Source organism: Guyparkeria sp. (assembly GCF_046545975.1).
Taxonomy (GTDB): Bacteria; Pseudomonadota; Gammaproteobacteria; order Halothiobacillales; family Halothiobacillaceae; genus Guyparkeria.
In genome coordinates this window covers 1-24,625 of sequence record NZ_JBKGYT010000022.1, presented here as the reverse complement: position 1 = coordinate 24,625, position 24,625 = coordinate 1, and the positions used below count along the sequence as shown (strand labels likewise).

Genomic DNA, 24,625 nt, shown 5'->3' with positions numbered 1-24,625 from the left:
CGGTGGTCACCATGAACTCCACGGTCCGCTTTCGCGTGACCTCCTCCGACGAGGAATTCCGCCTGACGCTGGTCTACCCGCGGGACGTCGACCCGAACGGCGGCACCATCTCGATCCTCGCGCCGATCGGGAGCGCCCTGCTCGGCCTGTCCGAGGGCGACGAGATGGACTGGCCTCGCCCGGGCGGCGGCACGCTGCACGTGAAGATCGAGGAAGTGGTCTACCAGCCCGAGCGCGCCGGCGAGTATCACCGCTAGCCCGGCGACGGGACACGCCGTCAGGCTTGCCAAGAGCGGCCCGAAAGCTGTATGATTCGCGGCTCTTTTTTGGCCCCGGGCCGATGAAAAGAGCAATCGTCCGCGACCACGTTACCCAACTCCGACGTGGCCGGAGACTCAAAAAACAAACCTGAACTGGAGTCGATCATGCCCAAGATCAAGACCAATCGCGGGGCTGCCAAGCGGTTCAAGATCACCGCGGGCGGCGTCAAGCGTCGTCAGTCGCACCTGCGTCACATCCTCACGAAGAAATCGTCGAAGCGGAAGCGTCAGCTCGGTTCGCCGGCCTACGTTCACGAGGCCGATGTCCAGCTCGTCGAGCGCATGATGCCCTACGGCAAGAAGTGAGGAGATAGACCATGGCACGAGTCAAGCGTGGCGTTACCGCCCATGCAAAGCACAAGAAGGTCCTGAACAAGGCGAAGGGTTACTACGGCGCGCGTTCGCGCACCTACCGTTCCGCCAACCAGGCGGTCATCAAGGCGGGTCAGTACGCCTACCGTGACCGTCGCGCGAAGAAGCGCGTGTTCCGCGGCCTGTGGATCACCCGCATCAACGCCGAGGCGCGCAACAACGGCCTGTCCTACAGCCGCATGATGGATGGCCTGAAGAAGGCCAACGTCGAGGTCGACCGCAAGGTCCTCGCCGACATCGCGGTACACGACAAGCCGGGTTTTGCCGCCCTGGCAGAGAAGGCCAAGGCCGCGCTGGCCGGCTGATTCGGCCCGCAGCGGAGCCGGGGCGGCCTCGCGCCGTCCCGCTTGCACTTCTCGAAGGCGCCCCGTGGCGCCTTTTTTCGTTGAAGGCATTGATTTTACTGAGGTTTAGGCCACAATAACGCCCTTTGCCGGGCACCCGTTCGGAGAACGGATATCCGGCAAAGGGTGGCAAAACGACTGGAAGGAGCACATAGGCGGTGAGCAACTCCCTGGACACCCTGGAGAAGGACGCGCTGGCGCGCATCGAGGCGGCCGACAGCCTGGATGCACTGGAAGGCCTGCGGGTGGAATACACCGGCAAGAAGGGCTCGATCACGGCCCAGATGAAGACCCTCGGCCAGCTCGACCCCGAGGAACGCAAGACGCGCGGGGCGGCGATCAACGCGGTCAAGAACCGCGTCATCGACGCCCTGAAGGGCCGTCGCGAGGCACTGCAGGCCGCGGCGCTGAAGGCGAAGCTCGCCAAGGAGACCATCGACGTCACCCTGCCCGGCCGCCGTCGGCCGCCGGGTGGCAAGCACCCGGTCACCCAGATCACCGAGCGGGTCTCGTCGATCTTCCAGGCGATGGGCTTCCGCGTCGCGGAGGGCCCGGAGATCGAGGACGACTGGCACAACTTCACCGCGCTGAACATCCCCGAGAGCCACCCGGCCCGGGCGATGCACGACACCTTCTACTTCGACGTCAGCCACCTGCTGCGCACGCATACCTCGCCGGTGCAGATCCGTGCCATGCAGGAGGAAAAGCCGCCGCTGAAGGTGATCGCGCCCGGCCGCGTCTACCGCTGCGACTCGGACATGACGCACTCGCCGATGTTCCACCAGATCGAGGTGCTGTACGTCGACGAGAACGTGCGCTTCACCGACCTGCGGGCCACGCTGGAGACCTTCCTCGCCGCGCTGTTCGAGCGCGAGGACCTGCCCGTGCGCCTGCGCCCCTCGTTCTTCCCCTTCACCGAGCCCTCGGCGGAGGTGGACATCCAGTGCGTTCACTGCGGTGGCGAGGGTTGCCGCGTGTGCAAGAAGACCGGCTGGATCGAGGTGCTCGGCGCCGGCATGGTGCACCCGAACGTGCTGCGCTCGGTCGGTCTCGACCCCGACGAGGTCAGCGGGTTCGCCATCGGCATGGGCGTCGAGCGCCTGGCGATGCTGCGCTACGGCGTCGACGACCTGCGATCGTTCTTCGAGAACGACCTGCGCTTCCTGCGGCAGTTTCAGTAAGCGACGCGGCGGGCACGACCGTGTCCGCGCGCCCCGGATTTGGCTCCATTGACCGCATGACGACCGCGGTCGACAGGACAAGGCCCAAGGACCTGATTACGCGATGCAATTTTCCGAACATTGGCTCAGAAGCTGGATCGACCCGGAGGTCGACACCGAGGAACTCGCCCACCGGCTGACCATGGCCGGGCTGGAGGTGGACGCGATCGAGCCGGCCGCCCCGCCCTTCGACAACGTCGTGGTGGGCGTGGTCGAGTCCGTGCGCCCGCACCCGGACGCCGACAAGCTGCGCGTCACCGAGGTGTCCGACGGCGAGACCACCTGGCAGGTGGTCTGCGGGGCGCCCAACGTCCGTGAAGGCATGCTCGCCCCGCTCGCCCGCGTCGGTGCGACCCTGCCCAACGGCATGAAGATCAAGAAGGCCAAGCTGCGCGGCGAGCCCTCCCACGGCATGCTCTGCTCGGCGGCCGAGCTGGGCCTGTCCAGCGACCACGCCGGGCTGTGGGACCTGCCGGCCGGAGCGCCGATCGGCGCCGACCTGCGCGAGTGGCTTGATCTCGACGATCACGTCATCGAGCTGGGCATCACCCCCAACCGCGGCGACGTCCTGTCCATCGCCGGGCTGGCCCAGGAGTGCTCGGCCCTGTTCGATGCCGAGGTGATCGCCCCGGAGACCCGCGCCCCGGAGACCGGCACCGATACCGTCCGCGAGGCGGCCATCAAGGACGGCGAGGACTGCCCGGTCTACCTCACCCAGGTCATCGAGCACATCCCGGCCCGTGGCGCGACCGACCCGGTGATCGCCGAGCGTCTGCGTCGCGCCGGCGTGAAAACGGTCGAGCCGATCGTCGACATCCTCAACTACGTGATGCTCGAGACGGGCCAGCCGATGCACGCCTTCGACGCCGAGAAGATCGAGGGCGACATCCGAGTGCGCCGGGCGAGCCGCGGCGAGACCATCGCCGCGCTCAACGACCAGGAGCTGACGCTCGACGACGACTGCCTGGTGGTCGCCGACAGCCGGGGCCCGATCGCGCTGGCCGGCATCATCGGCAGCGCACCGTCCGGCGTGACCGGCGAGACCCGTCGCATCGTGCTCGAGGCCGCCCATTTCACCCCCGCGGCGGTCGCCGGCCGCGCCCGGCGCTTCGGCCTGACCACGGACGCGGCCTTCCGCTTCGAGCGCGGCGTCGACCCGACCCTCCCCCGCGAGGCCATCGACCGGGCCGCCCAACTGATCACGGAGACCCTCGGTGGCACGGCCGGCCCGGTGCGCGAGGCGGTGGGCGGCCGGGAACTGCCCGGGCAGCCGGTCATCACGCTGGACACCGCCTGGGCGAGCAACCGCCTCGGCATGGAGATTCCCGCCGAGCAGGCCGAGCACCTGCTCCGCCAGCTGGGCTGCCACGTCACGCGCGACGGCGACCGGCTGACCGTCGAGCCGCCGACCCGCCGCTTCGACCTGTCCATCCCCGAGGACCTGCTCGAGGAACTGGCGCGCCTGATCGGCTACGACAACTTCCGCGCGCCGATCACCCGCATGACGCCGGAGATCGGCCTGCCGCCGGTGACCACCAACACCACAACGCAGATCGGCACCCTGATGGCCGACCGGGGCTACTTCGAAGCGATCACCTACAGCTTCGTCGACCGCGAGCTCGACCGGGCCATCACCCCGGCAAGCGAACCGATCGCGCTGGCCAACCCGATCGCCGAGCAGATGGCCGTCATGCGCCAGAGCCTCTGGCCCGGCCTGCTCGAGGCCGTCGCCCACAACCAGAAGCGCCAGCAGCCGGCCATCCGGCTGTTCGAGACCGGGCACCGCTTTGCCGGGGGCACGGCCGCCGAGGCCCGCGAGTCCGGCGAGCTGGCCTTCGTCCTCGCCGGCCAGGCCGCGCCCGAGCAGTGGTCCCGGCCGACCCGCCCGGCCGACTTCTACGACATCAAGGGCGACCTGGTCGACCTGCTGCAAGGCCTGGGCCTCGAGGACGCGGTCTCGTTCCGCCGCAGCGAGCATCCGGCGCTGCACCCCGGACAGGCAGCGGCCGTGCTGATCGATGGCGAGCCGGTCGGCGAGGTCGGTGCCCTGCATCCCGATGCGCTCAAGGCCTTCGACCTGAAGGGTCCGGTCTTCGTCTGCCGGCTGTCGCTCGAGGGTATCGCAACGCGTCCGCTGCCCCAGAGCCGGTCGCTGTCGAAGTTCCCGCAGATCCGGCGCGATCTCGCGCTGGTAACCCCGGTCACCATGCCCTTCGCCGAACTGGCGGAGGCCATCCGTGGCGCCGGCGGACCGTTCCTGCAGGGCGTCGAGCCGTTCGACCGCTACGTGGGCGAGGGGGTCGCCGAGGGACAGCAGTCGCTCGCGGTGAAACTGGTCTTCCAGAATGAGGAAAGAACCCTCACAGACGACGAAATTACCGATACAATCAATCACATACTCGAACATCTCCGCCAGAAGAACGTCGAACTGCGCGGTTGACTTGAACCCGGGAACCGATTTACATGGCACTTACGAAAGCGGATCTGGTAGAAACGCTGCACAATGAAATTGGCCTGAACAAGCGCGAGGCCAAGGATTTCGTCGACCTCTTCTTCGAGGAGATGCGACAGGTGCTGGAATCCGGGGAGGACATCAAGCTCTCCGGTTTCGGCAACTTCCAGTTGCGGGACAAGAGCGAGCGCCCCGGGCGCAACCCCCGTACCGGGGAAATGATCCCGGTGACCGCCCGGCGGGTGGTCACCTTCCGCGCCGGCCAGAAACTGAAGTCGCTGGTAGAAGCCTATGACGGCCCAGAGCAAGACTGAATTCAGCTTTCCGCCCATCCCCAACAAGCGGTATTTCACCATTGGGGAAGTGGGGCAGCTCTGCGACGTGAAATCGCACGTCCTGCGCTACTGGGAGCAGGAATTCGAACCGCTCAAGCCGATCAAGCGGCGCGGCAACCGTCGCTACTACCAGCGCCACGACATCGAGCTCATCCGCCTGATCCGAACCCTGCTCTACGAGCAGGGTTTCACCATTGCCGGCGCCCGCCAGCAACTGGCGGCCCTGCCCAAGGCCTCCTCGCGGGAGTCCTCCAGTGCGCTGGAAGCGGTGCGCGACATGCGCGAGCGCATCAGCCAGAGCGGCGGCAACCTGCTGCAGCTCGACCCGCAGGCGGAGGCCGCCGAGACCTCCACGGCCCCGGCGACACCCGCTCCTGAGCCCGCTCCCCTGCCAGCCGGCGGGGAGCTCGATCTTCGCGAGATCCGGCTGGGTATCGAGTCCCTCGCCGACCAGCTCGCCCCCTACTGCCGCCAGCCTTCCACGGAAGACTGAGCACCGCTCTCGGCCGGCCCGGCCTCAGGCCGCGATCGACTCCCCGGCGGCGGCCGCTTCCGGGCGTCGGCGCTCGACGAAATGGCGCTGGTAGCGCCCCTGCAGGTCCCGGCTCTCGAGCAGGATGAACAGGTCGGCGCAGCCGAAGGCCTCGTCCAGGCACGGGTCGCCACCGATCTTCGCCCCGAGGCGCATGTAGGCCTTCAACAGCGGCGGCAGCCTCGGCTCCTCCCCCTCCTCGTCCCCGGCCACCCGCGGGACGGGATGGCGCGGCATCACCCGCCTGCCCTCTGGGGCCAGATGCCGCCGGCTCAGGCGCGCCGCGATCTTCCCGGCCGCCGCGCCGCCGTCGTCGACGGGGATCGAGGCGCATCCGATCAGAAAGCCGAAGCGGTGGATCTCCATGAAGCGGGCGAGCCCCGACCAGAGCATGGCAATGGTGGCCCCGCGGCGGGCTTCGGGTGCCACGCAGGTCCGGCCGATCTCCATCACCCGCCCGGGAAGCCGGGCGATCGCGTCGAGCTCGAACTCCTGCGCGGAATAGAAGCCGCCGGTGAGGCACGCCTGGGTGTCGGTGAGGATGCGGGTGCAGGCGACCACCGCGCCGCTGCGCCGGTCGCGGACCATCAGGTGGTGACAGTGCGGGTCGAAGCGGTCGCGCTCCAGGCCACCGTGGCCCTCCGGTATCCGCGCCCCCATTTCCTCGACGAACACCCGGTAGCGCAACCGGTAGCAGGCCTCCCGCTCCGCCGCCGTGACGGCGAACGTCACCGCCAGCCGGCCCGCGCTGCTGTTTTCTACTGGCATCAATTCCTCTCCACGTATGCATTGCCCCGGAAGGCTCCGAGGGTGCGCACGGGGTTTGGCAGGCGCGTGACGATCCGATAAAGGTTCGGTTACGGCATTTCGCGGAGGCGGCCGGCCTCCGCCGGTCGACCCGGGTCAGGCGAACTGGGCGACGAGGCGCTCCGGGTCGTCGACGGGAGGCAGGCAGGTCAGGCCGCGGCAGACATAGGCCAGCCCCGGCCCGGTCTCGGGCATGGGCTTGTCGGCGAACAGCGTCTCGCTCGTCGTGGGCAGGACCACAACGCCCCGCCCGCGCAGCCGGTCGATGGCCGACTGCCACGCGGGCAGGTCGCGGCTCTTGAGCACGACCACGGTCGCGGGCTGGTGGAAGCGGCGGATCGCGGAGAGCAGGCGGGGGTGGGCCGTCGCGGCTCGGTCGACCGACCCCGAGGCGGCCTTGAACACGCCCTCGGCCAGTTCCAGCCAGTCGCTGCGCCCCAGCACGTAGCCCAGGCGGGCCAGCGTGTCGGCCAGCACGGCATTCCCCGACGGCTGGGCGTCGTCGGTGTAGACCACCAGCGACTCCACGGGCGAGCCGTGTCCCGGCTGGCTGAGGCGGAACCCGCCGGAAGCGTCGGAGAACCGCCGGGTGACGGTGGACACGATGGCTTCGAGGACCACCAGGCGCCGGTCGTCCGGGACCTGCAGGAAGGCCTCGGCCTGCGCTTCGAGCAGCAGCGCGTAGTCGTCGAGGAAGGCAGGCACGGAGGCGCGATTGCCCAGGTACCCGGTCGGCATCTCGGCGATCTCGGCCTCGCCCGGGGTGATGCGGTCAGCGAGATCCATGCCCAGTGCGATCCAGTCCCCGCGGCCGAGAACGCTCCCCGCACGAATGAGCCCCGTGGCCGCCAGCGCGTTGAGCCCCACCAGCGACTTGTCGTCACGGCGCGGCTGCACCCGCCGGTCACGCGCCGCCAGCAAGGCCGCGCGGACGGGCTCGTCGAGCGGCCGGACCTGCTCGACGCGCCTCGCCCGGTCCACCCGCGCCAGGTGCCACCTCCCCTCGAAGTTCGGCGGCCGGTCGAGGCCGTAGTCGGACAGGAAGGAGGTGATGTCGGGCTCGTCGACGCCGGCGGCCTCGAGCACCGCGCGCGCCTCGTCCGGCGTCCAGACGTAGGTGCCGCCCTCCTCGCCCTCGGTGTCGGCATCGAGGCTGGCCGCCAGGCTGCCGTCGGGCAGGCGCATGCGCTCGAGGAAGTGGTGGATGCTGCGCTCGATCAGTGGCTCGACCACGGCGCGGCGGGCCTCGAAGGCACCCTCGGCGGATGCCAGCCGGCAGAAGCGCGCCAGCGTGGCGGGCAACTGGGCGTTGTCGACCAGCATCTTCTCGAAATGGGGGATGGTCCAGTCGGCATCAACGCAGTAGCGGAAGATTCCCCCGTCGAGGTGGTCGAACAACCCGCCGTCGAGCAGCGCGGCCACGGCATGGTCCAGTTCGCCTGACCCGTCGCTCCCCCGGGAGGCCGCCTCGTCGATCAGGAAGTCGAGGATCGGCAGTTGCGGGAACTTCGGCGCCCCGTCCAGCCCGCCGTGCTGACGGTCCAGCGAGGCCTCCAGGCGGGCCCGGGCCCGGTCGGCGACCGAGACCGGCGGCACGCTGGTCCCTCCCGCCGGGCCGGCGGAAAGCGCCTCGCGCACGGCCGCCCCCTGTTGCCGCGTCTGGTCGCCCTTCTCCCGGTAGGCGATCGCCACGCGTTCGAGCAGGTCGGCAAACCCCGGCATGCCGAAACGCGGTTTCGCCGGGAAATAGGTGCCGATGAAGAACGGCGTGCGGTCGTCGGGGTTGAGGAAAGCGGTCAGCGGCCAGCCACCCCCACGCTGGTTGAGCAGCGCGTGCGCGGTCTGGAAGGTCTTGTCGAGGTCGGGACGCTCCTCGCGGTCGACCTTGATGTTGACGAAGTGCCGGTTCATCACCGCCGCGATCGCCGGGTCGGAAAAGCTCTCCCGCGCCATGACGTGGCACCAGTGGCAGGCGGCATAGCCGATCGACAGGAGAATGGGGCGGTCCTCGCGTCGGGCAAGCTCGAGCGCCTCCTCGCCCCATTCATGCCATTCAACCGGGTTATCCGCGTGGGCACGCAGGTAGGGACTGGTCGATTCGAGCATGCGGGGATTGGTCATCGGATCGCTCCGGCTGGATGGGGGATTCTCGAGGTACTGACCGACGATACTGGTAGACTCGCTGGTCGTTCACAAGCATCGACAATCCCATGGACTACCCCGCCATCGACCCTGTCGCCCTGCAGATCGGCCCGCTGGCCGTCCACTGGTACGGGCTGATGTACCTGTTCGGCTTTGCCGGCGCCTGGCTGCTCGCCCGCCTGCGCGCCCGCCGGCCCGACTGGCCGGTGAGTGCCGTGCAGGTCGACGACCTTGTCTTCTACGCGGCCGTGGGCGTGATCGCCGGCGGGCGGATCGGCTACATGCTGTTCTACCAGCCGGACATGCTGATCGAGTCACCACTCTCCCTGTTCGCCATCTGGGATGGCGGCATGAGCTTTCACGGCGGGCTGCTGGGCGTGCTCGTCGCCACGGCGATCTTCGCCCATCGCCAGGGACTGGCCTTCTTCACCGTCACCGACTTCATCGCGCCGCTGGTGCCGGTGGGCCTGTTCTTCGGCCGGATCGGCAACTTCATCAATACCGAGCTGTGGGGCAGCCCCACCTCGCTGCCGTGGGGGATGGTCTTCCCCGGGGCGGGCCCGGAGCCGCGTCATCCGTCGATGCTCTACGAGGCATTCCTCGAGGGGCTGGTGCTGTTCGCCCTGCTGTGGGTCTTCTCCATGCGCCCGCGCCCGCGCATGGCCGTCTCCGGGCTGTTCCTCGCCGGCTACGGCACCTTCCGCTTCGCCGTCGAGTTCGTCCGCGAGCCGGACGCGCACATCGGCTACCTCGCCGGCGACTGGCTGACCATGGGGCACCTGCTGTCCGCCCCCATGGTCCTCGCGGGGATCGCGCTGCTGATCTGGGCCTACCGCCGCGGTATCATGGATCGTCCCGCTCACACCCAAGCTGGAGCCACGTCCGAATGAAGGCCTACCTCGACCTGATGCAGCACGTCCTCGACCACGGCGTGGACCGCGATGACCGTACCGGCACGGGCACGCGCAGCGTCTTCGGTCACCAGATGCGCTTCGACCTGGCCGAAGGCTTTCCCGCCCTGACCACCAAGAAGCTGCACCTGCGCTCGATCATCCACGAGCTGCTGTGGTTCATCAGCGGGGATACCAACGTGCGCTACCTGCAGGACAACGGCGTGCGCATCTGGAACGAGTGGGCCGACGAGAACGGCGACCTCGGGCCGGTCTACGGCAAGCAGTGGCGTTCCTGGCCGGACCATCACGGCGGCCGCATCGACCAGCTCGGCGGCGTGATCGAGCAGATCCGGACCAACCCCGACTCGCGCCGGCTGATCGTCACGGCCTGGAACCCGGCCGACGTGCCCGACATGGCGCTGCCGCCCTGCCATCTGCTGTTCCAGTTCTACGTCGCCGAGGGACGCCTGTCCTGCCAGCTCTACCAGCGCAGCGCCGACATCTTCCTCGGGGTGCCCTTCAACATCGCCAGCTACGCCCTGCTGACCATGATGATCGCGCAGGTCTGCGACCTCGAGCCGGGCGATTTCGTCCACACGCTGGGTGACGCGCACCTCTACCACAATCACCTCGAGCAGGCGCGCGAGCAACTGACGCGCCAACCGCGTCCCCTGCCCCGGATGCACATCAACCCGGCGCGTCATTCGATCGACGACTTCGTCTTCGAGGACTTCGAGCTCACCGACTACGATCCGCATCCCCACATCAAGGCCAAGGTGGCCGTCTGAGGACGAACCGCCCGCGCATGATTCGGCGCGAGGATTCCGTTAGACTGCCGGGTTGATCCCTAAGGAATCTCTGCACGATTCCGGTAGCGCTGAAGCGCGTCTTGATCACGGGCGATTCGCCAGGCCAGAGTGGCATCGGATTCGTGCAGACCTTCCCTAACGCAACCGCCCTTTCGGCAGGAACCCGTCATGCGTGTGAGCCTCATCGCCGCGATGGCCCGCAACCAGGTCATCGGCCGCAACAACCAGCTGCCCTGGCGCCTGCCGGCCGACTTGAAGCACTTCAAGCAGGTCACCATGGGCAAGCCCCTGATCATGGGGCGAAGGACGTTCGAGTCGATCGGTCGACCGCTGCCGGGACGCACCAACATCGTGCTCACCCGTGACGAGTCCTTCAGCGCTGACGGCGTGACCATCGTGTACACCATCAACGATGCGCTCAGCGAGGCCGAGGCTCACCTCGACGAGTCGAAGGAGGTGATGGTCATGGGCGGGGCGGACATCTACTACCAGTTCCTGCCGCGCGCCGACCGGATGTACCTGACGCTGGTCGAGCTCGAGGTGGCCGGCGACGCGCACTTCCCGGCCTACGTCCCGGACGAGTGGGAACTGGTCGAGGCCAGCCGCTTCGAAGCCGACGAGAAGAACCCCTACAACTACCAGTTCCTCACCTTCGACCGCGTCCCGGCCTGAGCGCCGGCCGCGGATCGACGGCGAATCGACTACGCTCGGAGAAAGGATTCCCGAACTTTCGCGGGGAGGTGCCGGTCACACCCCGCCGAACACGAAACCAGGAGTCCGTGATGACCCGGCAGTCACTCGACCTGCGCGACGAATTCGACTACCAGCCCGAGCTGATCGCCCGGCTGGTGGACGTCTACGACATCGCCCGCAACCATCGCTGGATCTACGCCAGCGTGATCGCGTTGACCGGGGCATTGTTCATGTTGCAATGGTCCCTGCTGGTCGACACCGCCCAGCACGGCCACCCCTGGGTGGGCGTCCCGCTGATCGCCATGGCCGTGTGGCTCGCCATGGCGCCCGCTGCCACCGTGGCCAAGTGGGTCTCCCTGCCGGCCCACTTCTCCAGCGACTACCTCTCCTACCGCGACATCCACTGGATGCAGCAGATGACCGAGCGCCACCCGGTGCTCGCCACCACCGCCGAGCCGTTTCTCAACGCGCGCGAGCCGGTTCCGGTCGGCGCGCTGCGCGAGTTCTGGGCGCCGCTGGTCCGCGAGGAAGAACGCCAGCAGCGCTAGGGCAACCGCGAACGGGTCGTCATGCCGCCCCGGCTCGGCCGGAGCTGCGGCGCCCTGCGCTCCGAAGGCTCCCGGGCCTGGCCGGGTCAGTGCGTCGCCGGCAGGCGCACCTGCCGCTCGGCCTGCTCGAGCACGTGGTCGTGGAAGCTGCGCATCACCGGCGTGTCCCGCTTGCCCTGGCGCTGGACCATGTACCAGTGCCGGATGATCGGCAGCCCCTCGACATCCAGGATCACCAGCCGCCCGGTCTCCAGTTCCAGCTCTAGGGTGTGTTGCGAGACGATCCCCACGCCCAGCCCGGCCTCGATCGCCTGCTTGATCGCCTCGTTCGAGCGCATTTCCAGCCCCGGCTCGACGGCCAGACCGTGCTCCTCGAAGAATCGCTCGATAGCCGCGCGCGTGCCCGACCCCGACTCGCGCTGCACGAAGCGGTGCTGTGCCAGCTCCTCCAGTGTGATCCGCTCCTTGCCCGCCAGGGGGTGGCTCGGCGCGGCGATCGCCACCAGCGGGTTCTCGAGGAACGCCTCGGAGACCAGGTCCACGTCCGTCGGCGGTTCGCCCATGATGACGATGTCGGCCTCGTTGTCCGCCAGTTGCCGCAGCAGTCGCTGACGGTTGGTGACATCCAGGCTGATGGACACCCCCGGGTAGCGTTTCGAGAAATCTGCCAGCAAACGGGCTACAAAGTAGTTGGCCGTGCTGGCAACGCTGACCCGCAGATGCCCACGATGCATCCCCTTCATCCCCTCGAGCACTTCCTCGGCCTCGGTGATCACCTCGAGGATTCGCTGGGCATAGCCGTAGAGCTCCCGCCCGGCGTCCGTGAGATAGAGCTGACGGCCGGTCTGCTCGAACAGGGGAAGGTCGACGTTGTCCTCGAGCTGACGGATCTGCATGGAAACAGCAGGTTGCGTGAGATGAAGCTTCTCGGCTGCCTTCGTGTAGTTGAGAAGTTCGGCCGCGGCACTGAAGACGCGGAGCTGGTGCAATGTGAATCGGATCATCGGTCAATCCATAAGGTTTTATTTATGGCGAGCATCACTTATTTTGAATTGCTTTGATGGTCGGTGGACGTATAGTATCGGCCGAGACGAAAGAGGGGCCTTCCCCTAGGTCGATCCCAAACCCAATGCCAACCTTACCCTTCCGGAGGATCGCTATGGCGAACAAAAGTTACAGCGCGGGCGTAAAAGATTACCGCGAAACCTACTGGATGCCGGAGTACACGCCGCTCGACACGGACCTGCTGGCGTGCTTCAAGATCACCCCGCAGCCGGGCATCGATCGCGAGGAAGCCGCTGCCGCCGTTGCAGCCGAGTCCTCCACCGGTACCTGGACCACGGTGTGGACCGACCTCCTGACCGACATGGACTACTACAAGGGTCGCGCGTACCGCATCGAGGACGTGCCCGGTGACGACTCGGCCTTCTACGCCTTCATCGCGTACCCGATCGACCTGTTCGAGGAAGGCTCTGTCGTCAACGTGTTCACCTCGCTGGTCGGCAACGTGTTCGGCTTCAAGGCCATCCGTGGCCTGCGCCTGGAAGACGTTCGCTTCCCGATCGCCTACATCAAGACCTGTGGCGGTCCCCCGCACGGTATCCAGGTCGAGCGTGACAAGCTGTCCAAGTACGGCCGTCCGATGCTGGGCTGCACCATCAAGCCGAAGCTGGGCCTGTCGGCCAAGAACTACGGCCGTGCGGTCTACGAAGTCCTCCGTGGTGGTCTGGACTTCACCAAGGACGACGAGAACATCAACTCGCAGCCGTTCATGCGCTGGCGTGATCGCTTCCTGTTCGTCCAGGAGGCCACCGAGACTGCCCAGGCACAGACCGGCGAGCGCAAGGGTCACTACCTGAACGTCACCGCGCCGACCCCGGAAGAGATGTACAAGCGTGCCGAGTTCGCCAAGGAGATTGGCGCACCGATCATCATGCACGACTACATCACCGGCGGCTTCACCGCGAACACCGGTCTGGCCAAGTGGTGTCAGGAAAACGGCATGCTGCTGCACATCCACCGTGCCATGCACGCGGTCATCGACCGCAGCCCGACCCACGGCATCCACTTCCGCGTACTGACCAAGATCCTGCGTCTGTCCGGCGGCGACCACCTGCACACCGGTACCGTCGTGGGCAAGCTGGAAGGCGACCGCGCCTCCACGCTGGGCTGGATCGACCTGCTGCGTGAATCCTTCATCCCGGAAGACCGCTCCCGCGGCATCTTCTTCGACCAGGACTGGGGCTCCATGCCGGGCGTCTTCGCCGTCGCATCCGGTGGTATCCACGTCTGGCACATGCCGGCACTGGTCAGCATCTTTGGCGACGACTCCGTCCTGCAGTTCGGCGGTGGCACCCTGGGTCACCCGTGGGGCAACGCCGCTGGCGCCGCGGCCAACCGCGTCGCTCTGGAAGCCTGCATCGAGGCCCGCAACCAGGGTCGTGACGTAGAGCGTGAAGGCAAGGAGATCCTGACCCAGGCTGCCCAGCACAGCCCGGAACTGAAGATCGCCATGGAAACCTGGAAAGAGATCAAGTTCGAGTTCGACACCGTCGACAAGCTCGACACCCAGAACCGCTAATCCAGGCCTTCTTAACCAGAATCTGACTCATAGGTAAGAAACCATGAACCAAATGCAGGACTACAAGACGACGGTCAAGTACGAGACTTTCTCCTACCTGCCGTCCATGACCCCGGACCAGATCCGCGCTCAGATCGAATACGCGCTGGCGCAGGGCTGGAGCCCGAGCGTCGAGCACGTCGAGCCGGAAAACATGATGAACCACTACTGGTACATGTGGAAGCTGCCGTTCTTCGGTGAAGACAACGTCGAGAACGTGCTCGCCGAGATCGAAGAGTGCCATCGCAAGTACCCGGGCCATCACGTTCGCCTGGTCGCGTATGACAACTTCACCCAGAGCCAGGGTATGGCCTTCGTGGTTTACCGCGCCGGCTGATAAGCGATGAGGCTGACCGCCTTCGGGCGGGCAGCTCAACCATCAACACGAGGTACAACAGGCATGCCTGTACAATCTGGAAACAATGCAGCCAGAAATCGTGCAGCAGCTCGCGCCCGACGTGAGGAGCTTTCCCGTGGTGGCAGCACCGCGGCAGCCCCTCAGGGTGGCGGCAGCCTCGCCGGCCTGACCGGCAAGGAACTGGCCCGCGCCCGTCGTGCGCAGTTGTCTGCACACGGCAAGAACGCCAGCACCTCGACCTGGAAATCGGCCGCGTCGGCCGCTCGCCAGAATCCCGCGGCATCGCGGGCTTCGGGCAGCAACGGCGCTGCCAACTCACAATCCCACGCATCCGCGTCCACCGACGAATCCGTCGACCAGATGTGCTCGCTCGCCGAGTCCGATCCGGGTCAGTTCGGTTCCGAGGCGGACCTGGTGCGGTCCGTCTGCCGTTCACGTCGCCAGGCCATGGCGAAGTACGGCAAGAGCGCACTCCCGCCGAAGCCCGCCTCCCAGGGCGGCCCGGGTCGCAAGCAGATGCCCTTCGCTGACGAGGTTCGCTCGCAGTCGAAGCCGGCCCCTGCCAGCAGCGACACCCAGGCCGACCAGGAGACCGACGCTTCGTTCGAGTCGCTCTGCACGGTCGCCAAGAAGCGTCCGGCCCGCCTTGGCCCGCAGGCCAACCGCGTGCGCCAGATTTGCCAGGCTCGCCGCGAGGCGTTGGCGAACAAGGGTAAGCGCGCGCTGCCGGCCAAGCCGGCCTCGCAGGGCGGTCCGGGACGTGTGGGTTACCAGGTTCCGGGTTATCTGGACACCAGTGCCAGCGGACGCGAAGCGGCCATGCGCCATCGCGAGATGCTGTGCCAGTACGGTCGGGGCAGCGCCCCGTCCTGCCGTCCCACCGGACGTCGCAAGCCGGAAAACACCAGCGAGGCCGCCGAGCCAAAAAAGGTGGAAACCGGTCACACGATTTCCGGCCGTGAGGTGAAGGGCACCCAGGTGGAGCGCAGCAGTCGCGTCTCCGGCAACGAGTCCGGCAGCTGCCGGGTGATCTCCGGCACCGAGTACATCGGTTCCGAGCAGTACGAGTCGTTCTGCTCCACCCGCCCGCAGCCGAACGCGCCGAAGGTTCGCACGACCACGACCGCCCGCGGTCATGGCGTCAGCGGCACCGCGGTAGGTCGAGCCGGCAAGGTCACCGGTGACGAGCGCGGGACTTGCGAGTCCGTGACCGGCACCGAGTACCTGAGCAGCGAAGACCTGCAGACGTTCTGCGGCACCAAGGCCCGCCCGAGCCACGCCGACAAGGTCGTGGAAGGTCGGACCGAGAAGCAGATGCGTGTGACCGGTAGCGACGAGTTCCGTCCGGCCCGGGCCACCGGTTGGGAGGCGGGCGCGAGCCGGCCGATCACCGGGTCCGAGTACGCGGACTCCGGCGTGGCACGGATGACCATCAACGGTGCGCCGAAGAAGGTCGCGGAGACGCACACCTACACGGGTCGCACCGTGTCGGGCACCGCGGTGGGTCGTTCCAGCCACGTCACGGGTGACGAGCCGGGCTCCTGCCGCAACGTCTCCGGTACCCAGTACCTGAGCTTCGAGCAGTACGAGTCGTTCTGCAACACGCGCCCCGAGCCGGGCTACGACAAGGTCGGCGTTGACCAGTCGCGCCACGGCGAGCGGATCACGGGCAACCTCGTGGATCGCAGCGAGCGCGTGACGGGCAACGAGCCGGGTTCCTGCTCCCGTGTCACGGGTTCTCAGTACGGCGAACCGCGTCTTTGCGGTGGCGGCGTCGACAAGGTTCAGTCCATGCACACCCTCGCGGGTCGTGGACTGACCGGTCAGCGCGTCGACCATCACCCAAAGATGTCCGGTGACGAGCAAGGGGGGTGCATGCCCGTCACCGGTACCGAGTACTACGGCGCTGAACACTACGGCGCGTACTGCTCGGGTTCGCCCGCACCCCATGCTGAGAAGGTCGAGGAATCGCTGACCTGTGACGGCCAGTCCGTCGGCGGCACGCCGATGGACCGGACCGAGCACGTGACCGGTAACGAATACGGTTACGACCACTACGTCAGCGGCACGCCCTACGCCAACGCGATGCACACCGGTTGCGCCGCGCCGACCAGCCACCCGCTGGCCGCGCCGACCCAGCCGAGTGCACGGTACGTGCCCGAGGCGGCCCACGCCCCGGTCCAGGAGCCGATCACGGCCCCGCAGGACTTCAGTGTCCAACCGCCGGCACGCGCCGCCCGCGGCCGCGTCACGGGCAGCTCGTTCGACCAGGGTGGCCGCATCACCGGCCCCGGCAACATGGCCATGGGACTGATCACCGGCACGCCGGAGTTCCGTCACCCTGAGCCGACGCCCGCGCATCCGCGGATGGGTTCGGTCATGCCGACGCCGACGCCTGCCCCGCAGGCAGCGGCAGCGGCACCCACTCCCGCCCCGGCTGCACCGGTCAGCCCGGCGCCGACCCAGAACGCACCGGCCCAACCGGTCGAGGCCGCCGAGCCGCAGCCTGCACAGGCTGTCGCTCCGGCCCAGACCGAGCTGCAGTGCGCCCCGGAGCCGCAGGTTTCCGAGCGCATCACCGGCGAAGGCGGCGATCGCTGCCGAGTCACCGGTGACGACTGGTCGCGCAACGGATCGGTGACCGGTACCGAGGGTCAGTGGGCCCAGGGCCGCAACCCGTCCCTGCGAGGCCAGGCGCGCGGTGCCGTGCGCAACGCCTGGGTCAACCGTGAAGTGCCGCGTCCGGAGGTTCCGGCGTCCAAGATCACCGGCAGCAGCGGTAGTGACATGAACGGCTCGACCATCACCTACTCCGGCGGTGCCAGGGGCTAAGTGGCAGGAATGAGCGGCGTGATGACACAGCAACCGTTTCGACGCAGCAGGCTGGGCGCCCCCCGCCTGGGTCAGCGCCGGGCCCCCTTCGGGCTCGGGGCACCCAAGGGGCCCGGCGGCGTGCTCGGCGCGCCCCAGGTGGCGCACCCGGCCTGCCCGTCGCTGCCGGAGCGCTCGTGCCATCACCCGCTTACCGACCGCGAAGCCAACCGGCAACTGGCGTATTGCGAGGACTCCGTCAAGGAGCGGTTCGATCGCATCGTTCCGTTCCTCAAGGATGTCGCCGCCCTGCCCCGTGACGGGCAGCTGGGCGAGCGCATCCAGGACCTGGCCCGCGACCGGCTCGGCCACGGCTTCGACGAGGCCCTGCTGGCCGACAGCTGGATCAACGGCCCGGACCTGCGGGGGCTGTTCGCAAGTGCCACCTTTGAGGCGCTCAACGCTGCGACCAAGCAGTTCGGGCGCAAACTGGAAGACCAAAAGAACGACGCGCTGTCCACGAGCAATTTCTTCATCGACTGCGGTTTCCACGCGATCGATATCAGTCCTTGCTCGGACGGACGGTTAAAGGGCCTGATGCCGTTCATCCTGCGGCTCCCGGCCTGGTCGTTCACCTATCGCAAGGCGTATGCCGGCGCACTGTTCGACGTGGAGGAGGACCTCCGCCAGTGGAGTGAAGTCGAACTTCGCCGGTTTCGCGAGGGCGTGCCGAACCGGGCTGACGAGGGTAGCCGCTATCTGAAGATCGCGGTCTACCACGGCAGTTCGTCGGACCCCAATCATGAAGGCTGCGCCGCTCACGGGAGCGACGAGCGCAAGGCGGCCGAGGCCGCACTGGAACGGCTGTATGCCTTCCGCCAAGCAGTGGAGAACACCTACTGCTGTGGGGCGAGTACCGACATCCTCCTGGTGGGTGTCGACACGGACACGGACGCGATCCGCGTCCACGTCCCGGATGCCGACGGTGACATCAGCGTGCACCGCTACATCGACAACGCCTACCTGTACAAGGAGACGTTGAATCTCGATCGGCACGCCGCGCACCGGGCCGTGTACGACGCGATCCGCGCGGTCAACGAGACCGACGACTGGGGACGCAGCACCAGTGGCGAGCCGCATGACGGCATGCGACGTTTCATCGCCACGCTGCTGGTGAACAACCTGTCGCAGATCGACTACGTGACGGAGCGGTACCAGGGCCGCTACCCGGCCGAGAGCATCGGCCATGCCGAGCGCTACATCAGCGTCGGCGACGGTTTCGAGGAAGTGCAGATGCGCAACCTGGCGTACTTTGCCCACCTCCAGACCGTCGAGGAGAACACGAATGACCTGGACGTCGGGATCAAGATCTTCCGCAAGCTCAACGTGAGCCACGGACTGCCGATCCCGATCGCCATCCACTACCGTTACGACGGTCGTGTGCCGGGGGCAAGGGATCGGGCGGTGGAACGGGCCCAACGGGTCTGCCACGCGATCCGCACCCGCCACGCGGAGCTGGATGACGAAGGCATGCTGCGCTTCCAGCTCAGCGTCCAGGACCGCCCGTCGGGCAGCGAAATTGAAGAGGTTTCTCAGGCATGAAGATCATGCGGGTCGAAAAGACCTTGGTCTCCACCAACCGGATCGGCGAGCTGGGCCACCGCCCGCTGCTGGTCGTGACCGACAAGCCGGGCGGCACGCCGCAGGTGGCGGTCGACGCGATCGGCTGCATCCCGGGCGACTGGGTCATCTGCGTCGGCTCCTCGGCGGCCAGGGAAGCGGCGGGCAGCAAGTCCTACCCGTCGGACCTGACCATCGTCGGGATCATCGACCAGTGGTCTGCTGAGTGACATGGAGATCATGCAGGTACGTTCCGACCTTGTGGCCACGCGGCGTGTGCCGGGGTTGAAACACGTTTCCTTGAGGGTGCTGGTCGACCAGGCCGGCAAACTCAACGTCGCGGCCGACCCGGTCGGGGCACCAGAGGGTAAATGGGTCGTGACCGTCAGCGGTTCCGCCGCGCGGTTGGCGCTCCCGGATCCCACGATCCAGACGGATCTGACAATTGTCGGCATCATCGATCACTGGGATCCGTGCTGACACTAGGTTTTCTGTTTAACAAAGTCGTTCGAGAGGAGAGACAAGATGGCTGATGTATCCGGTATCGCACTGGGAATGATTGAAACGCGCGGCCTCGTGCCGGCAATCGAGGCGGCAGACGCCATGACCAAGGCCGCCGAGGTTCGCCTGGTCGGTCGTCAGTTCGTCGGTGGCGGTTACGTGACCGTTCTGGTCCGTGGCGAGACCGGCGCTGTCAACGCTGCCGTTCGCGCTGGCGCCGACGCCTGTGAGCGTGTTGGTGACGGCCTGGTCGCTGCGCACATCATCGCGCGTGTCCATTCCGAAGTAGAAAACATCCTGCCGAAAGCCCCGGAAGCCTAAGGCGGATTCACGTAATGTCGGCGGCCTGACGTCGCCGGCTGATTCAACTACAGCTTGGGAGTAACTCAAATGGCTGATGTATCCGGTATCGCACTGGGAATGATTGAAACGCGCGGCCTGGTGCCGGCAATCGAAGCGGCTGACGCCATGACCAAGGCTGCCGAGGTTCGCCTGGTCGGTCGTCAGTTCGTCGGTGGTGGTTACGTGACCGTTCTGGTCCGTGGCGAGACCGGCGCTGTCAACGCTGCCGTTCGCGCTGGCGCCGACGCCTGTGAGCGTGTTGGTGACGGCCTGGTCGCTGCGCACATCATCGCGCGTGTCCACTCCGAGGTAGAGAACATTCTGCCGAAAACCCCGGAGGCTTAATTCCGGGTACCTTTAGCAGGCTCCTGCGGCCGTGTCCCCGTGGCACGGCCCTGTCTGCCAACCAGATTCTTGATTCGGGAGCTGTTAGGACACCATCGTGCCGACAGCTCCTGTTGGATTGACCGACCCGAGGGTTCCACACATGGCTAATTCCGGTATTGCACTGGGCATGATCGAGACGCGTGGCCTCGTCCCTGCCGTCGAGGCAGCGGACGCGATGACCAAGGCCGCCGAGGTGCGGCTGGTCGGCCGCTCGTTCGTCGGCGGCGGTTACGTGACCGTGCTCGTCCGAGGCGAGACGGGCGCGGTCAACGCCGCCGTCCGCGCCGGCGCCGACGCCTGTGAACGTGTCGGGGATGGCCTGGTGGCCGCGCACATCATTGCGCGGGTCCACGGCGAGGTCGAGTCGATCCTGCCGGAGGATCCCGCCCACTGCGAATCCTCCTGGTGCGTGCCGTCAATCGACGCCGATCGTGGCTGATCCCTAAATCGAGGGTTTGACCATGCGATCGAATTCGCGTGTGATCGGGCTCCTCGGACGAGCCCTGGAACTGGAAATGGAGTCCGCCCAGCAGCATGCCACCCGCGCGACGCTGGCATCGCTCTGGGGCCAGCATTCGCTGGCCGAACAGCTAACGCGGCTGTCGGACGAGGAGATGGGGCACGCCGACCTCGTCACGCGGCAGATGCTGCTGCTGGGGTACGCCCCGCCGGCCCTTTCCCTCGCCCCGGTCCGGCCGGGCCGCGACCCGGAGGAGCTCATCGCCCTCGCCCGGGCCAAGGAGTGGGAAAGCCTGCGGTTCTACGAGGATGGCGCCAACTGGTTTCGTCGATTCCAGCCCGACGAGACCGGCGCGCTGTTCGCTCACCTCTTCAACGAAGAGCTGGGCCACGTCCGTCAGCTCGGCGGCTAGCAACACGAGTTCTCAGGGAGAACGCACATGGCTGACACGACCGACATCCAGGTGGACGGCTGGCAGACCCAGAAACGTCCCCCCATGCTCATCCGGAAGTTCGAGTTCGAGGACTACGCGCAGACGCGCGATTTCCTCGACCGGCTCGCCGAGGTGTCCGAGGAAATGGGCTATCACCCCAGCCTGCAGTTCGACCGCACCCAAGTGAGCGTCAACGTCTCGCCGCTCGAGGAAACGCTCGGCGACCTCGAGGTGCGCTTCGCCCGGCAGGCGACCGAACTGGCCGAGAAGACCCGGGCAGGCTGACCCCATCAAGGAGGGTGACACCATGGCCGCACACGTCATCGCACTGGCCAATCTCAAGGGCGGCTGTGGCAAGACCACGCTGTCGATCAACCTGGCTTCCGGGCTCGCCCGGCGAGGCGAGGTCGGGCTGATCGACGCCGATCCCCAGGGTGCCCTGCGCCACTGGTCGGGATGGGGCGAGGCCAAGTCGGGCCTGCCCCGCCTGTTCGACGATCACGACGATGCACATGCCAACCTTGCAGCGGCCCGGGAGTCCTGCGACTACGTGATCGTCGACTGCCCGCCCTCGCTGGACATGAACGTGACCATCGAGTTGCTGCTCCACAGTCACCGGGTCCTGATCCCCGTTCTCCCCTCGCCGCTCGACCTGTGGGCCAGCGCCGACACCGTCAAGGCGGTGAACAAGGCGCGCGAGAACGGCAACGAAACCCTTGCGGCGGCCCTGTTGCTCAACCAGACCGAACCGCGCAGCGCCATGAGCCGTGCCATGCAGAACGCCATCACGGGTCTTGGCTTGCCTGTCCTCCCGGCGGCCGTGCGTCGCCGGGCCGCCTATCGAACGGCGGTCGTGGAAGGAGTGAGCGTCTACCAGCTTGGCGGCCGCGGTCGTGCGGCGGTGGACGAAATCGAGAACATCATTGACGAGGTAACGTCATCATGAGCAAGTTGGAAGACAAGCTGAGCGCCAGCGTGAAGTCCGAGTCCCAGTCGAAGCCGACCGAGACCACCAACCGCCCCTCCGAGGCCAAGCCGGCAGCGGAAAACGAAACGGCGAGCAAGCCGGCGGCGTCCACCTCCACGGCAAGCAAGGCTCCGGCCAAGCGCAGCACCCCGGCACGCAAGGCCCCGGCCAGGAAGCCCGCCGCCAAGTCGAGCACCACGACCCGGTCATCGTCCACCCGCAAGCCGGCCGCCAAGAAAGACTCCGAGTCGAAGACGCCCGGACAGGGCAAGCAGCCGCTGCACCCGCGCCGGGTCTGGCCGGACTGATCCCGCCCGAGGGCCGGCATTCGACCGGCCCTTGCATTTCCTTGCCACACGCGACGATGTGACCGACACCATGAGCAGTGCACGGCTAGAAGACCAGGAGCGCCTGGACGAGCTGAGCGAATCCGCCCGCGAGATCCTCGAGATCAACTGGGTGGACGCGACCCGCGTCTTTCCGCCGCGGGCGCTCGAGGCCTACATCGACGCCGCGATCAGCCTGCAGTCGCTGGGACGCGGCGACGAGCTCGTGATCACGTTCATCGAGAGCGCGCCGCAGGTGGCCAGGGAACTGGGGACCGACGCCGCCTTCGAGCTGGTCTCGACGGCGATCAAGATGTATTCGAAGACCAGCGCGGCGGTGCTCGCGCTGATGTTCTCGACCGCGCCGGTGGCCGCCATGCGGCTGGGCGAGGCCTCGCTGTTCCAGCAGTACCTCTCGCTGGTCAATACCATCCTCGCGCAGGCGCCGCGTGCCCTGCGCCCCATGCTCACGCAGCTCGATCACCTGCTGGAGGTGCTCACCCTCGGCGGGCTGCGCCGCTGGGCGACCTGGGGCATCAACGCCCACCGCAACGACTTCGATGCGCTCGAGGCCTATTTCAGCCTCGCCAGCCCCGATGCCGAGGCGGTACTGCAGAAGGAACGGCGCGGCACGCTGTTCGTCGACGTCCAGCGCCGGCTCGTGATGTACCTGCGCGCCCTCTGGGCCCGCAACTTCCTGCTGCGCCCGACCTCCGGCGACTTCGAGAGCCGCGAGGGCTACCGGCCGTTCATCGAGGGCCCGTTCATCAACCTGCCGGACGCCTTCGACGACTACGTCGACCGCGACGACACACGCGTCGACGGCGTCAATCTCTACCGGGCCGCGGCCGCACACTGTGCCGCGCACATGATCTACTCGGGCTTCGACCCCGAGTCCGAGGACGCCCCCAAGCTCGAGCAGACGTTCATCGGCCTGATGGAGGATGCCCGGGTGGAATCCCTCGCCGGGAAGGACTTCCCCGGGCTCGCACCCCTGTGGTCACGCATCGCGCGGATCGCGGTCAATCGGCACGACGAGACCGGCGAGGAACACATCGCCCCCCTGCTCGACCGGATCGCCCTGGCGCTTCTCGACCCGGACTACCGCGACGACCACCCGCTGGTCGAGTCGGCCCGCCAGCATCTCGCCGGCATCGCCGAGGACCCCGAGGCCTACGAGCGAGCGCGGGAGGCCGGCATCGAACTCGCCGCCCGGGCCCGCCAGATGGGCCTGGAATACAGCCCGAGCCGCGACGTCTCGAGCATCCCCTACCGCGACGACAACCGCTTCCTCTTCGAGAAGCCCGAGTCCGCGCTGGAGACCGTGCGCACCGGCAGCATCGACGAGAAGCGCCGGTACGTCACGCTCATGGAGATGCTCAACTCGCTCGACGTCGAGTACATCTCCGCGGAGGACGCCGACGAGATCTGGGTACTGGGTACCGAGCTCTACGACAACCACGGCCGCAAGTACTCCGATATCTTCGCCGAGGACCGCACGGCCTCGCCGGTGCACTACCACGAGTGGGACTACATGACCCAGCTCGAGCGGCCGCTGTGGACCACGGTCAACGAGAAGCGCCCCGTCGACGGTGACCCCGAGTCGATCGACGCGATCCTCGAGCGGCACAAGCCGCTGGTCCGGCGACTGAAGTACCTGATCGAGGCGATCCAGCCACAGGGCGTGGTGCGCGAGAAGAAGGTCGAGGACGGCGACCAGATCGACATCAACGCGGCGGTCAACGCGATGATCGACATCCGCATGGGGCATACGCCCGACCCACGCATCAACATCCGCACGCGCCTGCAGATCCGCGACCTGTCCGTGATTCTGCTGATCGACCTGTCCGAGTCGACCAACGACGTGCTCGGCCGCGGCGACGAGGAAACCACGGTGCTCGACCTCTCGCGCGAGGCGGCCGCCCTGCTGGCCGACGCCATCCACCGCGTGGGCGACCCGTTCGCGATCCACGGCTTCGATTCCAACGGTCGCCACGACGTCGAGTACTACCGCTTCAAGGACTTCGACGAGCCCTACGGCGACAAGGCCAAGGCCCGGCTGGCTGGCATGACCGGGCAGCTCTCCACGCGCATGGGGGCGGCCATGCGACATGCCGGGGCACTGATGCGCCGGAGACCCAGCCAGCGCAAGCTGCTGCTGATGCTGACCGACGGCGAACCCTCGGACAACGACGTGCGCGACCCGCAGTACCTGCGCCACGACACCAAGAAGGCGGTCGAGGAACTCCACCGCCAGGGGGTCGAGACCTTCTGCGTGACACTCGACCCCAATGCCGACGACTACGTCTCGCGCGTGTTCGGGCCGAAGAACT

General features: G+C 67.2%; 26 protein-coding genes and 2 pseudogenes. 25 read left to right on the top strand and 3 right to left on the bottom strand.

Annotation, left to right across the window (positions count from 1 at the left end):
- The 7 genes and pseudogenes from ACLFMY_RS03675 to ACLFMY_RS03645 all read left to right on the top strand — a co-directional run.
- A partial coding sequence (locus ACLFMY_RS03675; protein WP_410763197.1) for a GreA/GreB family elongation factor occupies nucleotides 1-257 on the top strand: 257 nt, incomplete at its 5' end.
- A gap of 168 nt (nucleotides 258-425) precedes the next feature.
- Nucleotides 426-626 (top strand): 50S ribosomal protein L35, encoded by a 201-nt coding sequence (gene rpmI, locus ACLFMY_RS03670; RefSeq protein WP_125198480.1) that lies wholly within the window; start codon nucleotides 426-428, stop codon nucleotides 624-626.
- Between the two features lie 11 nt (nucleotides 627-637).
- A complete protein-coding gene (gene rplT / locus ACLFMY_RS03665; RefSeq protein ID WP_410763196.1) occupies nucleotides 638-997 on the top strand; it encodes a 50S ribosomal protein L20 in 360 nt (119 codons plus the stop codon).
- A gap of 197 nt (nucleotides 998-1,194) precedes the next feature.
- A complete protein-coding gene (pheS, locus tag ACLFMY_RS03660) occupies nucleotides 1,195-2,217 on the top strand; it encodes a phenylalanine--tRNA ligase subunit alpha (RefSeq protein ID WP_410763194.1) in 1,023 nt (340 codons plus the stop codon).
- A gap of 103 nt (nucleotides 2,218-2,320) precedes the next feature.
- Nucleotides 2,321-4,696: a phenylalanine--tRNA ligase subunit beta gene (pheT, locus tag ACLFMY_RS03655; RefSeq protein WP_410763193.1), complete on the top strand. Its 2,376-nt coding sequence runs from the start codon at nucleotides 2,321-2,323 to the stop codon at nucleotides 4,694-4,696.
- 23 nt (nucleotides 4,697-4,719) lie between these two features.
- The gene (locus ACLFMY_RS03650) at nucleotides 4,720-5,022 is read left to right on the top strand and encodes an integration host factor subunit alpha (RefSeq protein WP_372591871.1); all 303 of its coding nucleotides are present in this window, start codon (nucleotides 4,720-4,722) and stop codon (nucleotides 5,020-5,022) included.
- Nucleotides 5,000-5,261: pseudogene (locus ACLFMY_RS03645) on the top strand (MerR family transcriptional regulator); the annotation flags it as partial. The gene ACLFMY_RS03650 and the pseudogene ACLFMY_RS03645, both read left to right, overlap by 23 nt.
- A gap of 299 nt (nucleotides 5,262-5,560) precedes the next feature.
- On the opposite strand, the gene ACLFMY_RS03640 reads toward ACLFMY_RS03645, so the two are convergent.
- Together ACLFMY_RS03640 and ACLFMY_RS03635 are read right to left on the bottom strand one after the other, a co-directional pair.
- Nucleotides 5,561-6,343, bottom strand: coding sequence for a GNAT family N-acetyltransferase (locus ACLFMY_RS03640; protein WP_410763191.1), 783 nt, complete (start codon nucleotides 6,341-6,343; stop codon nucleotides 5,561-5,563).
- A gap of 135 nt (nucleotides 6,344-6,478) precedes the next feature.
- Nucleotides 6,479-8,503, bottom strand: a complete 2,025-nt coding sequence (locus ACLFMY_RS03635; RefSeq protein WP_410763190.1) for a thioredoxin domain-containing protein — start codon at nucleotides 8,501-8,503, stop codon at nucleotides 6,479-6,481.
- Nucleotides 8,504-8,592: 89 nt separating this feature from the next.
- On the opposite strand from ACLFMY_RS03635, the gene lgt reads away from it, so the two are divergent.
- The 4 genes from lgt (at nucleotide 8,593) to ACLFMY_RS03615 (ending at nucleotide 11,467) form a co-directional block, all read left to right on the top strand.
- Nucleotides 8,593-9,414: a prolipoprotein diacylglyceryl transferase gene (lgt, locus tag ACLFMY_RS03630; protein WP_410763189.1), complete on the top strand. Its 822-nt coding sequence runs from the start codon at nucleotides 8,593-8,595 to the stop codon at nucleotides 9,412-9,414.
- The gene (locus ACLFMY_RS03625) at nucleotides 9,411-10,205 is read left to right on the top strand and encodes a thymidylate synthase (protein WP_410763188.1); all 795 of its coding nucleotides are present in this window, start codon (nucleotides 9,411-9,413) and stop codon (nucleotides 10,203-10,205) included. The genes lgt and ACLFMY_RS03625 overlap by 4 nt, the downstream gene beginning before the upstream one ends.
- Nucleotides 10,206-10,394: 189 nt before the next feature.
- The gene (folA, locus tag ACLFMY_RS03620; protein ID WP_410763187.1) at nucleotides 10,395-10,898 is read left to right on the top strand and encodes a type 3 dihydrofolate reductase; all 504 of its coding nucleotides are present in this window, start codon (nucleotides 10,395-10,397) and stop codon (nucleotides 10,896-10,898) included.
- Nucleotides 10,899-11,008: 110 nt separating this feature from the next.
- Nucleotides 11,009-11,467, top strand: coding sequence for a hypothetical protein (locus tag ACLFMY_RS03615; RefSeq protein WP_410763186.1), 459 nt, complete (start codon nucleotides 11,009-11,011; stop codon nucleotides 11,465-11,467).
- An 86-nt stretch (nucleotides 11,468-11,553) separates the two neighbouring features.
- Here the strand turns inward: ACLFMY_RS03615 and ACLFMY_RS03610 are convergent, their stop codons facing one another.
- The gene (locus ACLFMY_RS03610; protein ID WP_410763185.1) at nucleotides 11,554-12,471 is read right to left on the bottom strand and encodes a LysR family transcriptional regulator; all 918 of its coding nucleotides are present in this window, start codon (nucleotides 12,469-12,471) and stop codon (nucleotides 11,554-11,556) included.
- A gap of 155 nt (nucleotides 12,472-12,626) precedes the next feature.
- Between ACLFMY_RS03610 and ACLFMY_RS03605 the strand changes: the two genes are divergently transcribed.
- From ACLFMY_RS03605 to ACLFMY_RS03540, 14 genes and pseudogenes are all read left to right on the top strand, one after another.
- Nucleotides 12,627-14,048: a form I ribulose bisphosphate carboxylase large subunit gene (locus ACLFMY_RS03605; protein ID WP_410763184.1), complete on the top strand. Its 1,422-nt coding sequence runs from the start codon at nucleotides 12,627-12,629 to the stop codon at nucleotides 14,046-14,048.
- A gap of 43 nt (nucleotides 14,049-14,091) precedes the next feature.
- Nucleotides 14,092-14,424, top strand: a complete 333-nt coding sequence (locus tag ACLFMY_RS03600) for a ribulose bisphosphate carboxylase small subunit (protein ID WP_410763183.1) — start codon at nucleotides 14,092-14,094, stop codon at nucleotides 14,422-14,424.
- 63 nt (nucleotides 14,425-14,487) lie between these two features.
- Nucleotides 14,488-17,277 carry a CsoS2 family carboxysome shell protein gene (locus ACLFMY_RS03595; protein WP_410763182.1) on the top strand — a complete coding sequence of 930 codons (2,790 nt, stop codon included), beginning with the start codon at nucleotides 14,488-14,490 and terminating at the stop codon, nucleotides 17,275-17,277.
- A 21-nt stretch (nucleotides 17,278-17,298) separates the two neighbouring features.
- Complete coding sequence (locus ACLFMY_RS03590; protein WP_410763181.1) at nucleotides 17,299-18,858, top strand: carboxysome shell carbonic anhydrase; 1,560 nt, start codon at nucleotides 17,299-17,301, stop codon at nucleotides 18,856-18,858.
- A complete protein-coding gene (locus ACLFMY_RS03585) occupies nucleotides 18,855-19,106 on the top strand; it encodes a carboxysome peptide A (RefSeq protein WP_058575620.1) in 252 nt (83 codons plus the stop codon). Before ACLFMY_RS03590 ends, ACLFMY_RS03585 begins: the two co-directional genes overlap by 4 nt.
- A 1-nt stretch (nucleotide 19,107) precedes the next feature.
- A pseudogene (locus ACLFMY_RS03580) lies at nucleotides 19,108-19,347 on the top strand (carboxysome peptide B); the annotation flags it as partial.
- Between the two features lie 54 nt (nucleotides 19,348-19,401).
- The gene (locus ACLFMY_RS03575; protein ID WP_058575618.1) at nucleotides 19,402-19,698 is read left to right on the top strand and encodes a BMC domain-containing protein; all 297 of its coding nucleotides are present in this window, start codon (nucleotides 19,402-19,404) and stop codon (nucleotides 19,696-19,698) included.
- A gap of 69 nt (nucleotides 19,699-19,767) precedes the next feature.
- The gene (locus ACLFMY_RS03570) at nucleotides 19,768-20,064 is read left to right on the top strand and encodes a BMC domain-containing protein (protein WP_410763180.1); all 297 of its coding nucleotides are present in this window, start codon (nucleotides 19,768-19,770) and stop codon (nucleotides 20,062-20,064) included.
- 142 nt (nucleotides 20,065-20,206) lie between these two features.
- The gene (locus tag ACLFMY_RS03565; RefSeq protein WP_410763179.1) at nucleotides 20,207-20,545 is read left to right on the top strand and encodes a BMC domain-containing protein; all 339 of its coding nucleotides are present in this window, start codon (nucleotides 20,207-20,209) and stop codon (nucleotides 20,543-20,545) included.
- A 22-nt stretch (nucleotides 20,546-20,567) separates the two neighbouring features.
- Nucleotides 20,568-20,978, top strand: coding sequence for a bacterioferritin (locus ACLFMY_RS03560; protein WP_410763178.1), 411 nt, complete (start codon nucleotides 20,568-20,570; stop codon nucleotides 20,976-20,978).
- 27 nt (nucleotides 20,979-21,005) lie between these two features.
- A complete protein-coding gene (locus tag ACLFMY_RS03555) occupies nucleotides 21,006-21,284 on the top strand; it encodes a 4a-hydroxytetrahydrobiopterin dehydratase (RefSeq protein ID WP_410277749.1) in 279 nt (92 codons plus the stop codon).
- 22 nt (nucleotides 21,285-21,306) lie between these two features.
- Entirely contained in the window at nucleotides 21,307-21,945 is a 639-nt protein-coding gene (gene parA, locus ACLFMY_RS03550; protein ID WP_410763177.1) for a ParA family partition ATPase, read from the top strand.
- Nucleotides 21,942-22,274: a hypothetical protein gene (locus tag ACLFMY_RS03545; protein WP_410763176.1), complete on the top strand. Its 333-nt coding sequence runs from the start codon at nucleotides 21,942-21,944 to the stop codon at nucleotides 22,272-22,274. The genes parA and ACLFMY_RS03545 overlap by 4 nt, the downstream gene beginning before the upstream one ends.
- Nucleotides 22,275-22,344: 70 nt before the next feature.
- Nucleotides 22,345-24,625, top strand: a 2,281-nt coding sequence (locus tag ACLFMY_RS03540) for a nitric oxide reductase activation protein NorD (protein ID WP_410763175.1), incomplete at its 3' end; no start/stop codon positions are given.